This window comes from Rhodoferax sp., from assembly GCF_018780565.1.
Lineage (GTDB): Bacteria > Pseudomonadota > Gammaproteobacteria > Burkholderiales > Burkholderiaceae_C > Rhodoferax.
Genome location: NZ_JADMJN010000003.1, coordinates 345,089 through 357,840, shown reverse-complemented (window position 1 = coordinate 357,840; position 12,752 = coordinate 345,089). Strand labels below are relative to the sequence as shown.

Annotated in this window: 14 protein-coding genes and 1 tRNA gene; 10 read left to right on the top strand and 5 right to left on the bottom strand. The window is 56.5% G+C overall.

What is annotated here, in order from left to right; genetic code table 11:
• Nucleotides 1-7: 7 nt before the first annotated feature.
• On the bottom strand, nt 8-1,753 hold the full coding sequence (locus IV109_RS05635) for a proline--tRNA ligase (RefSeq protein ID WP_296693521.1): 1,746 nt from the start codon (nt 1,751-1,753) through the stop codon (nt 8-10).
• Nucleotides 1,754-1,845: 92 nt separating this feature from the next.
• On the opposite strand from IV109_RS05635, the gene IV109_RS05630 reads away from it, so the two are divergent.
• Nucleotides 1,846-2,493 (top strand): RNA pyrophosphohydrolase, encoded by a 648-nt coding sequence (locus IV109_RS05630; protein WP_296694286.1) that lies wholly within the window; start codon nt 1,846-1,848, stop codon nt 2,491-2,493.
• Entirely contained in the window at nt 2,483-2,977 is a 495-nt protein-coding gene (locus tag IV109_RS05625) for a CNP1-like family protein (protein WP_296693518.1), read from the top strand. The genes IV109_RS05630 and IV109_RS05625 overlap by 11 nt, the downstream gene beginning before the upstream one ends.
• A 41-nt stretch (nt 2,978-3,018) precedes the next feature.
• On the opposite strand, the gene proB is transcribed toward IV109_RS05625, so the two are convergent.
• The 4 genes from proB to rplU all read right to left on the bottom strand — a co-directional run bounded on the left by proB (nt 3,019) and on the right by rplU (nt 5,930).
• Nucleotides 3,019-4,155 (bottom strand): glutamate 5-kinase, encoded by a 1,137-nt coding sequence (proB, locus tag IV109_RS05620; protein WP_296693514.1) that lies wholly within the window; start codon nt 4,153-4,155, stop codon nt 3,019-3,021.
• A gap of 58 nt (nt 4,156-4,213) precedes the next feature.
• Complete coding sequence (gene cgtA / locus IV109_RS05615) at nt 4,214-5,281, bottom strand: Obg family GTPase CgtA (RefSeq protein WP_296693510.1); 1,068 nt, start codon at nt 5,279-5,281, stop codon at nt 4,214-4,216.
• 67 nt (nt 5,282-5,348) lie between these two features.
• Nucleotides 5,349-5,606, bottom strand: a complete 258-nt coding sequence (gene rpmA / locus IV109_RS05610) for a 50S ribosomal protein L27 (RefSeq protein WP_296693507.1) — start codon at nt 5,604-5,606, stop codon at nt 5,349-5,351.
• 12 nt (nt 5,607-5,618) lie between these two features.
• Entirely contained in the window at nt 5,619-5,930 is a 312-nt protein-coding gene (rplU, locus tag IV109_RS05605) for a 50S ribosomal protein L21 (protein ID WP_296693504.1), read from the bottom strand.
• Nucleotides 5,931-6,112: 182 nt separating this feature from the next.
• Between rplU and IV109_RS05600 the strand changes: the two genes are divergently transcribed.
• The 8 genes from IV109_RS05600 (at nt 6,113) to IV109_RS05565 (ending at nt 12,724) form a co-directional block, all read left to right on the top strand.
• The gene (locus tag IV109_RS05600) at nt 6,113-7,063 is read left to right on the top strand and encodes a polyprenyl synthetase family protein (RefSeq protein WP_296693502.1); all 951 of its coding nucleotides are present in this window, start codon (nt 6,113-6,115) and stop codon (nt 7,061-7,063) included.
• A 27-nt stretch (nt 7,064-7,090) separates the two neighbouring features.
• Nucleotides 7,091-7,167: transfer RNA gene (locus IV109_RS05595), tRNA-Pro, on the top strand.
• Nucleotides 7,168-7,288: 121 nt separating this feature from the next.
• Nucleotides 7,289-9,022, top strand: coding sequence for a type IV-A pilus assembly ATPase PilB (pilB, locus tag IV109_RS05590; protein ID WP_296693500.1), 1,734 nt, complete (start codon nt 7,289-7,291; stop codon nt 9,020-9,022).
• Between the two features lie 21 nt (nt 9,023-9,043).
• Nucleotides 9,044-10,270 (top strand): type II secretion system F family protein, encoded by a 1,227-nt coding sequence (locus IV109_RS05585; RefSeq protein WP_296693497.1) that lies wholly within the window; start codon nt 9,044-9,046, stop codon nt 10,268-10,270.
• Nucleotides 10,270-11,112, top strand: a complete 843-nt coding sequence (locus IV109_RS05580) for an A24 family peptidase (protein WP_296693495.1) — start codon at nt 10,270-10,272, stop codon at nt 11,110-11,112. Before IV109_RS05585 ends, IV109_RS05580 begins: the two co-directional genes overlap by 1 nt.
• Before the next feature lie 3 nt (nt 11,113-11,115).
• A complete protein-coding gene (gene coaE, locus IV109_RS05575; protein WP_296693493.1) occupies nt 11,116-11,763 on the top strand; it encodes a dephospho-CoA kinase in 648 nt (215 codons plus the stop codon).
• A complete protein-coding gene (gene zapD, locus IV109_RS05570) occupies nt 11,760-12,515 on the top strand; it encodes a cell division protein ZapD (RefSeq protein ID WP_296693489.1) in 756 nt (251 codons plus the stop codon). The genes coaE and zapD overlap by 4 nt, the downstream gene beginning before the upstream one ends.
• Nucleotides 12,512-12,724: a DNA gyrase inhibitor YacG gene (locus IV109_RS05565; RefSeq protein ID WP_296693488.1), complete on the top strand. Its 213-nt coding sequence runs from the start codon at nt 12,512-12,514 to the stop codon at nt 12,722-12,724. Before zapD ends, IV109_RS05565 begins: the two co-directional genes overlap by 4 nt.
• Nucleotides 12,725-12,752: the final 28 nt, after the last annotated feature.

Sequence of the window (12,752 nt, the reverse complement as noted above, 5' to 3'; positions counted from 1 at the left end):
GGCAAAGTCACACCTTCAGCCTGGATTGAATCAGAGCCACAATCTCGTTCACATTCACAGCCGCTGCCGCCGTATCGCGACGATGCTGGTATTCCACTTCGCCGGCTTTCAGAGCCCGGTCACCAATGGTGACGCGGTGCGGCACCCCAATCAGCTCCCAGTCGGCAAACATGGCGCCCGGACGCTCGTTGCGATCATCCAGGATCACATCTACCCCAGCAGCCAGCAACTCGCCGTACAGCTTGTCGGCGGCGGCCTTGACGTCGGGAAAGCGGTCCGGGCTGATCGGGCACAGCACCACGGTAAAGGGCGCCAGCGCATCCGGCCAAATGATGCCGCGCTCGTCATGGTTTTGCTCGATCGCCGCAGCGGGAAGACGGGTGATACCAATGCCATAGCACCCCATCTCCATGAACTGAGGCTTGCCGTTCACGTCCAGGAAGGTGGCGTTCATGGCCTGGCTGTATTTGACGCCCAGGTAAAACACGTGACCCACCTCAATGCCACGCTCGATCGCCAGCACACCTTGGCCATCGGGCGACGCGTCACCGGCCACCACGTTACGCAAGTCGGCCACCAGGGCGGGTTCCGGCAGATCACGGCCCCAGTTGACACCAGTGAGGTGGAAATCGGGCTCGTTGGCACCGCAAATCCAGTCGTTCATCAGCGCCACATCGCGGTCAACCACCATTTGCACTGGCTTTTTCAGGCCGACCGGGCCCAGGTAACCGGGTTTGCAGCCAAAGTGATCTTCAATTTCAGGCACGGTGGCAAAGCGGAAACCCACATCCAGACCCGGCACTTTGTTGACCTTGACTTCATTCATGTCATGGTCGCCGCGCAACAGCAGCAGCCAAACCTGGGTCTTGACGATTTCCCCTTGGGCGTTGAGGCTGTCCGTTGCCAATACGAGAGATTTGACGGTGGTGTTCAAAGCCCGGTTTAACAACTCAGCCACGTCGCCGCAGGTACTCTTGCCGGGCGTCGCGGTTTTGGTCATGGCTTGCGTTGCGGCGAGACGTGGGCCGGTGGGTGCCAGCGCCTCGGCTTTCTCCATGTTGGCCGCATAGTCGCTGCCGGGGCAGTACACGATGGCGTCTTCACCCGTCGCAGCAATCACCTGGAACTCTTCACTCAAATCACCCCCAATGGCACCGCTGTCGGCCGCCACGGCCCGGTAGGTCAAACCAAACCGGTCAAAGATTCGACGGTACGCCTGCGCCATCACCTGATAACTGGCTTTGGCGGAGGCTTGGTCGCGGTCAAAGCTGTAAGCGTCCTTCATGATGAATTCGCGCCCCCGCATCAGGCCAAAGCGCGGACGGCGCTCGTCACGGAACTTGCTCTGGATTTGGTAAAAGTTTTTGGGCAGTTGCTTGTAACTTTTGATTTCCTGACGCGCGATGTCAGTCACCACTTCTTCGCTGGTTGGCTGGATCACAAAATCCCGGCCATGGCGATCCTTGATACGCATCATCTCGGGGCCCATCTTGGCAAAACGGCCTGTTTCCTCCCAAAGCTCAGCCGGTTGCACCACCGGCATGCTCAATTCCACGGCCCCGGCACGGTTCATTTCTTCGCGCACGATGGCTTCGACTTTGCGCACCACCCGCAAGCCCATGGGCATCAGGCTGTAGATACCGGCGCCGAGCTTTTTGATCATGCCGGCGCGCGTCATCAGCTTATGACTGACCACCTCGGCATCGGCGGGTGCCTCTTTGAGGGTGGAAATGAAGAATTGGGAGGCTTTCATGGCAGGACTCTGGGAAAAACTGAGGGCTACGCCCCTTGATGCGCAGCGCTTGCTGTGCATAATGGACGAAGTTTAAAAATTGGGGTTTGATTATGCTTGACCGGGACGGCTTTAGGCCCAACGTCGGCATCGTGCTGCTCAACCAGAAAAATCAGGTGTTCTGGGGCAAGCGAATTCGTACACATTCCTGGCAGTTTCCGCAGGGTGGCATTGATCGGGGCGAAACCCCGGAGCAGGCCATGGTTCGTGAACTGCATGAGGAAGTGGGGCTCCATCGCGAGCATATTCGAATTGTCGCCCGCACCCGAGACTGGTTGCGTTACGAGGTGCCAGACAGATACATCCGCCGCGATGCGCGCGGCCATTACAAAGGCCAGAAACAAATCTGGTTCTTGCTCCAACTGGTAGGCCACGACTGGGATCTGAACCTGCGCGCCACCGACCACCCTGAGTTTGACGCCTGGCGCTGGAACGACTACTGGGTGCCGCTGGATGCCGTCGTCGATTTCAAACGCGGCGTCTATGAAATGGCGCTGACGGAGCTTGCGCGGTATTTGCCGCGTAACGAACACAGAAACCGGTTTCTGCGTCAGGGTATGCGACCCCATGAGCAGGACCCTGCGCATGATGTCATGCCAGTCGCCCCATTTGAATTGCCGCCCGGAGGCTCGTTTGAGCCCAATCCACAATCTGGTCTATACCCTGGCATGCCAGCGAACACGAATCTCCATGAACCTTGAAAAACTTCTCTGGCTTGGCTTGACGCTGGTGACGCTGAGCGCATCGGCCCAGTTGGTGGAGGACCCTGACTGGAAAGAAACCGAGGTGCCCCCGCCTCCGGTTTTCAATAAGGACAAGCTCGTGCCCATTGAGATGCCGAAGTATGTGTCACTGCGCTTCGGCGTTGATCCGGCAACCTTGGCCATCACCCACGATGGCATCACACGCTATGTTGTGGTTGTGGTCAATACCTCTGGCTCAATCAACACGGCCATGTACGAAGGAATTCGTTGCGCTACCGGGGAGGTCAAAACTTACGCTCGCTACACAGCCGACGGGAAATGGTTGTCGATCAAGCAGCCTGAATGGCGTAGTCTGGGCGCGAATCATCCATCCAAACACGCACTGGCGCTTGCGAGTCAGGGCGTTTGCACGGATCGAACACCGACGAGTTCAGTGCCCGCCATCCTCAACATCTTGAAGAACCCGCAGCGAGGTCCATAAACCGGGACTTAGCTGCCCGTAAGACGCAGGCCAGGATCGCGCTAACGCGTCAGGACCATATTATCCCGATGCACCATTTCAGGTTCGGCGGCATATCCCAACAGCTTCTCGTAGTCGCTGGAGGGCTTGCGGCATATCAGCCGCGCTTCTGCACTGGCGTAGTTTGCAAGGCCGCGGGCAATCTCGGTACCCTGCAGATCGCGAACTGCAATCACATCGCCGCGAGAAAAATCGCCGTCAACCGCGGTCATACCGATGGGCAGCAGGCTTTTGCCCTCTTCGCGCAGTTTGTGAACCGCACCGGCATCCACGATCACCGACCCACGCAGTTGAAGGTGATCAGCAATCCACTGTTTGCGCGCCTGTGTCTTCTGGGTTTGAGCCACCAGCAAGGTGCCAATGGCCTCGCCCCGGGCCAATCGCACCAGCACCTCGGGTTCGCGACCCCAGGCGATCACGGTGGAAGCGCCAGAGCCTGCGGCCCGCTTGGCGGCCAATATCTTGGTAATCATGCCGCCGCGGCCCAAACTTGAGCCAGCGCCACCCGCCATCGCTTCCAGCGCCGGGTCACCCGCTTTGGCCTCATGAACAAACTGCGCCGCCGGGTCCTTGCGCGGGTCGGCCGTGTACAGCCCTTTCTGGTCGGTCAGGATGACCAGCGCATCAGCCTCCACCAGGTTGGCCACCAAGGCCCCCAGGGTGTCGTTGTCACCAAACTTGATTTCGTCGTTGACCACCGTGTCGTTCTCGTTGATCACGGGGACGACACCCAATTTAAGCAGCGTCAACAGAGTGGAGCGCGCGTTGAGGTAACGCTCACGGTCAGCCAGATCCGCATGGGTCAGCAAGACCTGCGCACTGCCCAAGCCATTCTCACGCAGCTTGGTCTCGTACATATGTGCCAGCCCCATTTGCCCTACTGCAGCTGCCGCCTGCAGTTCGTGGATTTCATGTGGCCGGCTGGTCCAGCCCAGACGCTTCATGCCTTCGGCGATGGCTCCGCTGGAAACCATGATCACCTCACGGCCGCCACGCACCAGCAAGGACATTTGACGACACCATTCGCCAATTGCGCCCTCATCCAGACCTCGACCCTCATTGGTTACCAGGCTGGAGCCCACTTTGACGACGATGCGTTTGGCATCACGCAGCACGAGTGAAGCATTTTCTAGGGTCATTTGGAGCTGTGGCCCTCGTCATTCAAACGATGAGCGCTATTAAATGAGTAGCTAATTTTTATTCAGGATCGACTGCAAAGCGCGGATCGATCACTTCGGGCGTCTGCTCCGCCTTTTGCTGTGCCTGAACGTGCTTGTAAATGGTCTTAATCAGGGATTCGCAACCTTCACGGGTCAGCGCAGAAATCTCGAACACCGGGCCCTTGAACTTGAGGCGCTTGACAAAATCCTTGACCAGCGCAGCCCGCTCTTCGAGAGGCACCATATCCAGCTTGTTCAGTACCAGCCAGCGCGGCTTGGCATACAGCGCCGGATCGTATTTTTTGAGCTCATTCACAATCGCCTTGGCCTGCGCCACGGTATCCACGCCCTCATCAAACGGGGCCATGTCAACCACGTGCAGCAACAGGCGCGTGCGCTGCAAATGACGCAAGAACAGATGACCCAAGCCAGCACCTTCAGAGGCACCTTCAATCAAACCCGGCAGATCAGCCACCACAAAGCTCTGCTCCGGTCCTACGCGCACAACACCCAAATTGGGGTGCAAGGTAGTGAACGGATAGTCAGCAATACGCGGACGGGCATTGGAAATGGCAGAAATCAGGGTGGATTTGCCAGCATTGGGCATACCCAGCAGGCCCACATCGGCCAGCACCTTGAGTTCGAGCTTGAGATTGCGCTTCTCACCCGGCCAACCCGGTGTCTTCTGCCGGGGTGCACGGTTGATGGCGCTCTTGAAACGCATATTGCCAAAACCACCGTCACCACCTTTGGCAATCGTGATCACCTCACCGGGTTTCAGCAGTTCAAACAACACTTCACCGGTTTCCGCATCAGAGATAATGGTGCCCACCGGCATTTTCAGAGTGATGTCGTCACCGGCCGCCCCGAACATGTCGGAGCCCATGCCATGTTCGCCACGCTTGGCGTCATGTCGTCGTGAAAAGCGATAGTCCACCAGGGTGTTGAGGTTGGGGTCCGCCACAGCAAACACATGTCCACCGCGACCACCATCGCCACCATTCGGACCGCCAAATTCTTTGTACTTCTCATGCCGAAACGAGACGCAGCCCGCCCCACCATCTCCAGCGGAGATGTCAATATAGGCTTCGTCAACGAATTTCATGATTTTGACTTTATAAACGAAAAACCCCGCGCAACGCGCAGGGTCTCAATGGGGAGTACCCAGCAGCTTACGCCGAAGTGATGCTCACTGTGTGCTTGTTCAGTGCACCCTTGACAGCGAAGGAGACGTGACCGTCAACCAGCGCAAACAGGGTGTGATCCTTGCCGATACCCACATTGGTACCAGGGTGGAACTTGGTGCCACGCTGACGCACGATGATCGCGCCTGCGCTGATCACCTCGCCGCCGAACTTCTTCACACCGAGCATTTTGGGCTTGGAATCGCGCCCGTTTCGCGTAGAGCCGCCGCCTTTTTTCTGTGCCATGACCCTTGCCCCTTAAGCAGCAATCGCGCCGATCAGCAGTTCTGTGAACTGTTGACGATGCCCTTGACGTTTCTGGTAATGCTTACGACGGCGCATTTTGAAAATGCTGACCTTGTCGTGCTTGCCGTGTGCCAATACTGTGACACTGACGGTTGCGCCGGACACCAAGGGAGTACCCACCTTCAGATCTGCGCCGTTACCGACCGCCAGAACCTCGTTGAACACAATCTCTTGGCCTACGTCCGCAGCAATCTGTTCTACTTTAATTTTTTCGCCAGCAGCAACCCGATATTGCTTGCCACCGGTTTTTATGACCGCGTACATGTTGACCTCTTCAATTTAGCTCTGGGAACGAATTTTCACAGAGCCCATAACTATAACACAGAGCCCCACTTAGCACAATCAAGACACTGCAGCCTCAATAGAGGCGCGCCTGAGTTCCTATAATTCCTCCACACAACGGGTTATTTGACTTGCAAGCTACTCCATCCAGCCCCTCACCGTCAATGTCGATCATCGTCCAGGATATGCACGAGGTTGACCAGGTCATCGCCCACCGGCTGGCTTCCGGTGTCCCCCTGATCGGCCAGGTATCACGCTACATCATCGCGGCAGGCGGCAAGCGATTGAGACCAGCCCTGCTCCTGTTGACTTGCGGCGCACTGGGCTACCGTGGCGAACAGCGATTCAATCTGGCGGCAGTAGTGGAATTCATACATACAGCGACCTTGCTGCACGATGACGTGGTGGACGCCTCCGCCATGCGGCGTGGCAATGCGACCGCCAACGAAACCTTTGGCAACCCGGCCAGCGTCCTGGTTGGCGATTTTCTCTACTCCCGTGCATTCCAGATGATGGTGGATGCCCAGAACATGCGCGTGATGCAGGTACTGGCCGACGCCACCAATGTGATCGCAGAAGGCGAAGTGATGCAGTTGATGAACATGCACAACGCAGCTCTGGATGAAACGGGTTATCTTCAGGTGATCCGCTCCAAGACCGCCAAGCTATTCGAAGCCAGCGCCAGGGTTGGGGCCATCCTCGCCGCCGCCTCGCCCGAGATGGAGGAGGCTTGCGCCGAATATGGACAGGCACTGGGCACTGCTTTCCAGGTGATTGACGATGTACTGGACTACACCGGCACGGCTGATGTGATGGGGAAAAGCCTGGGTGACGATCTGCGCGAAGGCAAAACCACACTGCCATTGATCGCGGCGATGCAGCGCGGGACCGCCAGCCAAAAAGAGATCATTAAAACAGCCATCGAATCCGGCGGCTTGTCAATGCTGGACCAAGTCGTCGACATTGTCAAAGCAACGGGGGCCCTCGATGTTGCCCGACAGGCCGCCATGCTGGAGGCGCAGCGCGCTATAGCAGCCGCCAGTCGACTGCCGCCAGGGCCTCATGCAGAGTGTTTGATACAATTGGCAGCTCAGTTGCTGGAGCGCCAGTCTTGACGCTTTGCCAAAGCAAAAAATAGAATTCGGAATGTGGCGCAGCCTGGTAGCGCACTTCGTTCGGGACGAAGGGGTCGGAGGTTCGAATCCTCTCATTCCGACCAAACACCATTTGTTGTCAAACAACATCCCTGTAACCAATTCTCGCAGTCTTTAGATTTACATCGGCTGGGCAATCGGCGATGATCAAGAGGTTTTCTTCTTGACATAGTACATACTTGGGTCATGGCCGCAGTCGACACCACTCATCGCGAATCACCCACTACCGCCCTTCCTGGTTTGGGCCGCGCCCTTATCCTGGCGGGAAAACTGGGACAAAAATCAGCGGAAGAAATCTACCGCAAAGCCGAGAGCGGTCGCACCAGTTTTATCGCCGAACTCACGGGTTCGGGCGCTGTATCTGCGTCGGACCTGGCACACACCATGTCGTCCGCATTCGCTGCACCGCTGGTGGACCTGGACGCGATTGACCCCCAACGGCTTCCAAAGGGCCTGCTGGATGGCAAGATCTGCTTTGACTACCGCGTGGTCGTACTCAGCAAGCGCAACAACCGATTGATTGTTGCCACTGCCGACCCATCGGATCAACAAGCAGCTGAGAAGATCAAGTTCGCCACCCAGCTGGGCGTTGACTGGGTTATCGCCGAATACGACAAACTGCTCAAGCTGGTCACGGCCAATGCGACGACCGCGGCGGAGACGATGGACAACATCATCGGCAGTGATTTCGAGTTCGACGAGGCGTCCGCCGAGGCCATTATTGAGAGTTCCGACTCCTCGCCATCCGAGGTGGAAGATGCACCGGTCGTCAAGTTTTTGCACAAGATGCTGCTGGATGCTTTCAGTATGCGGGCCTCCGACTTGCACTTCGAGCCCTATGAGCACAATTACCGGGTTCGCTTCCGGATTGACGGAGAACTGAGAGAAATCGCTTCCCCGCCCATTGCCATCAAGGACAAACTGGCTTCTCGCATCAAGGTTATTTCGAGAATGGACATCTCGGAGAAGCGCGTTCCGCAAGACGGCAAGATGAAGCTGAAAATCGGACCGGACCGGGTTATCGACTTTCGGGTCAGCACCTTGCCCACCCTGTTCGGTGAAAAAATTGTGATCCGCATTCTGGATCCCAGCAGCGCAAAGCTGGGTATTGAAGCCCTGGGTTACGAACCCGAAGAAAAGCAGAGGCTGATCCAGGCCATTGGCAGACCCTATGGAATGATTTTGGTGACCGGACCAACAGGGTCTGGAAAGACCGTTTCGCTCTACACCTGCCTGAACATGCTCAACAAGCCGGGTGTCAATATTGCCACGGCTGAAGATCCTTCCGAAATCAACTTACCCGGGGTGAATCAAGTCAACGTCAACGACAAGGCGGGACTCACCTTTGCTGTTGCACTCAAATCATTCCTGCGGCAAGATCCGGACATCATCATGGTGGGGGAGATTCGCGACCTCGAAACGGCTGATATCTCTATCAAGGCCGCCCAAACCGGACATCTGGTGCTGTCTACGCTGCACACAAACGATGCGCCGACAACGCTGACCCGCATGCGCAACATGGGCATTGCCCCATTCAACATCGCATCCAGTGTGATCCTGATTACAGCGCAGCGATTGGCGCGTCGCCTTTGCCCCAACTGCAAAGCACCGATTGACATTCCTCAGAAGGCGCTGATCGACGCGGGCTACAGCCAAGATGAACTCAATGAATCGTGGGTCTCGTACCGAGCCGTCGGATGCTCCATGTGCAACAATGGTTATAAAGGGCGCGTTGGTCTCTACCAGGTCATGCCCATCACCGAGGAAATTCAACGCATCATTCTGCGTGATGGCAGCGCATTGGAAATTGCTGAGCAATCTGAACGCGAGGGTGTACGTTCACTCAGGCAAGCCGGCCTGCATAAAGTCAAATTGGGTTTGACTTCGCTGGAAGAAGTGCTCGCCGTAACCAACGAATAAATCAATTATCCAGGGGACTCTATGGCAACTGCGAAGTCAGCAAAGGCAAAAAGCGCCAACGAATTTGTCTTTGAATGGGAAGGCAAAGACCGCAACGGCAAACAGGTGCGGGGAGAAACCCGGGCGGCCGGAGAGAACCAGGTGCAGGCCGCATTGCGCCGTCAAGGCGTCATGCCGACCAAGATCAAAAAGCGCCGTATGCGCTCTGGAAAGTCCATCAAGCCCAAAGATTTGGCGATCTTCACGCGTCAACTCGCCACCATGATGAAAGCGGGTGTGCCACTGTTGCAGGCTTTTGACATCGTAGGGCGTGGCAACCCCAATCCCAGCGTTACCAAACTGCTCAACGACATTCGCACTGACGTCGAAACCGGCACATCCCTGAGCGTTGCCTTTCGCAAGTTCCCGCTGTATTTCGACAACCTTTACTGCAATCTCATCGAGGCCGGTGAATCCGCCGGTATCTTGGACCAACTGCTGGATCGTCTTGCGGTCTACATGGAAAAAACCGAGGCGATCAAGTCGAAAATCAAATCCGCCTTGATGTACCCCATCTCTGTATTGATCGTGGCTTTCGTCGTAACGGCCGTGATCATGATTTTTGTCGTGCCAGCCTTCAAGGAAGTGTTTTCCAATTTTGGCGCCGATCTTCCCGCCCCCACACTGGTCGTCATTGCCATCAGCGAAATCTTCGTCAAGTACTGGTGGTTGATTTTTGGCGGGATTGGTGGTGGTTTTTACTTTTTCATGGAAGCATGGAAACGCAATGAAAAAATGCAAAACGTGATGGATCGCATCATGCTCAAAATGCCTATTTTTGGCACGCTCGTGGATAAGTCATGTATTGCCCGCTGGACACGAACACTGTCAACCATGTTCGCTGCAGGTGTTCCCCTGGTAGAAGCGCTGGACTCGGTCGGAGGCGCTGCCGGTAATTCCGTGTACGAACAGGCGACCAAGAAGATTCAGCAGGAAGTCTCCACAGGTACCGCGTTGACGGTCGCGATGACCAATGTCAACCTGTTTCCATCCATGGTCTTGCAGATGTGCGCGATTGGCGAAGAGTCCGGCTCGGTCGATCATATGCTGGGCAAGGCCGCGGACTTCTATGAGGCCGAAGTGGACGACATGGTGGCGGGTATTTCCAGCCTGATGGAACCGATCATCATTGTGATTCTGGGCACGGTGATCGGTGGCATTGTGGTTGCCATGTACCTGCCTATCTTTAAGCTGGGTCAGGTCGTCTGATGCCGGTACCGCAATGGCTTGATGCAAGCCTGCTGGGCATTCTGGGATTGCTGATTGGCAGCTTCCTCAACGTGGTGATTTACCGGCTTCCCGTCATGATGGAGGCGCAATGGAAAGCCGATTACGCGGAACTGTCCGATAAAGAGTTGCCGGCGGTTGCCCCTTTCAACTTGATGGTCCCGCGCTCGAAATGCCAGAAATGTGGTCACCCGATCCGCTGGTTTGAAAACATCCCGGTCATCAGCTACCTGTTTTTGCGTGGCAAATGCTCGGCATGCGGCACATCCATCAGCGTGCGCTATCCCTTGGTCGAACTGACAACGGGCGCACTATTTTTGTACTGCGGCTGGCGATGGGGGGTGAGCCCGACCGGCTTGGCCTGGAGCGGTTTTTCCGCAGCAGTTTTGGCATTGGCATTGATCGACTGGGACACAACCCTGTTGCCCGACGATATCACTCTGCCTCTTTTGTGGGCGGGTCTGATCGCGGCCGCACTGCATTGGACACCCGTCGCCTTGTCTTCCGCCATGTGGGGTGCGGTGGCGGGCTACCTGTCGTTATGGCTGATTTACTGGGCCTTCAAGCTGATCACCGGCAAGGAAGGCATGGGCTTTGGGGACTTCAAGCTGTTTGCGGCGCTGGGGGCCTGGTTTGGCTGGCCGGCGCTGGTGCCCCTGATCCTGATGGCCTCGGTGATTGGCGCCCTGGTGGGAATTGCCATGAAGTTTTCCAGTGGACTGCGCGAAGGCGGCTACGTACCGTTTGGACCCTTTCTGGCAGGCTCCGGGCTGACAGCCATGGTTTTCGGCCCAGGCTCAATTCTTCAACTTTTTGGGTTGTAGCCTGTGCGTGACCTTGTCCGGCTTGGACTGACCGGGGGCATTGGCAGTGGCAAGAGCACTGTCGCCGGCCTTCTGGCTGACCTGGGTGCGGCGGTGGTTGATGCGGATGCGATTGCCCGCGAGTTGACCCTGCCGGGGGGGCTGGCCATTGCGTCAATTGCCGACACCTTTGGTCCGAACTTCATTACCCCGGCAGGCGCGCTGGACCGGGACAAGATGCGGGCGCTGGCATTCACTGACGCGTCGGCGCGTAAACGACTGGAGGCTATCCTTCACCCCTTGGTGGGACAGGAAACTCAGCGACTGGATTCAATTGCCAAGAACGAAGATCGGCCCTGCATTGTTTTTGACATTCCCCTTCTGGTGGAATCACCCGTGTGGCGTCAAAAGGTGGATCAGGTACTGGTGGTGGATTGCACGCCAGAAGTTCAGATCCATCGGGTCATGGCACGCAATCAACTGTCGCGCGAGGATGTGGAAAAAATCATCGCATCTCAGGCATCACGCACACGCCGGCTCAGCGCCGCCGACACCGTGATTTTCAATGTGAACCTGACGCTTGACCAACTCGCCACAGAAGTAAGCCAAATTTCGTATCGCTTCGGGCTATCATCCAAGCAGCATCTGGCCTACCGGAATAAATCAGCGTGATCCTTTACGAATACCCCTTCAATGAGCGCATTCGCACTTATTTGCGATTGGAGCACCTCTTTCTTCGTCTGGAGGAACTCGTCGCGCGCGATCAGGCACTGGACCACCATTACGCACTGACCACCATCTTCGAAGTCATGGATGTGGGCGCACGTGCCGACCTCAAATCAGACGTTCTCAAAGACCTGGACAAACAAAAACACATTCTTGACAGTTATCGGGGGAACCCTGCCATCGCAGAGGGTGTTCTGGACGACGTGATCAACCGGCTTGACAGTTGTTTTACCGCATTGAACAGCCTGCCCGGCAAAGCGGGGCAATCCCTCACCGAGAACGACTGGCTCATGAGCATACGCAGCCGTGTGGGAATTCCTGGTGGCACCTGCGAATTTGACCTTCCGGCCTACTATGCGTGGCAGCACAAAACCGGGGACCAGCGTCGAAACGACCTGCAACGCTGGGCCTCCACACTGGCACCACTCGCGGAATCAATACACGTCCTGCTGAAGCTGCTGCGGGATTCCGGCGCCCCTCAAAAAGTCATTGCCAACGGCGGACAGTTTCAACAAAACCTGCCGCAAGGAAGAACCTTCCAGTTGTTGCGTTTGTCTTTGAATTCATCTCTGGATTTGATTCCTGAAATCAGCGGCAATCGACTGATGGTGTCGATCCGACTCATGCGCCATGGTGACGACGACAGACTCCACGCCTGCAATGAAGACGCCGCATTTGAACTGACCTTGTGTTCATGAAACCCAGCGACAGCACCCCGCCGGAAAGGTCGAAACTGGTCACTTGCCCCACGTGTGGCGGAGACAGTGTCTTTGCACCATCCAACCCGTTCCGTCCGTTTTGCTGCGAGCGCTGCAAAAACATTGATCTGGGTGCCTGGGCCAGTGAAAGTTTCCGGATGCCGGCCAATCCACCGACAGAAGACCAACTGACTGATGACGAGCAATAGGTCAATTTACGCAAGAAAATTGACCTTG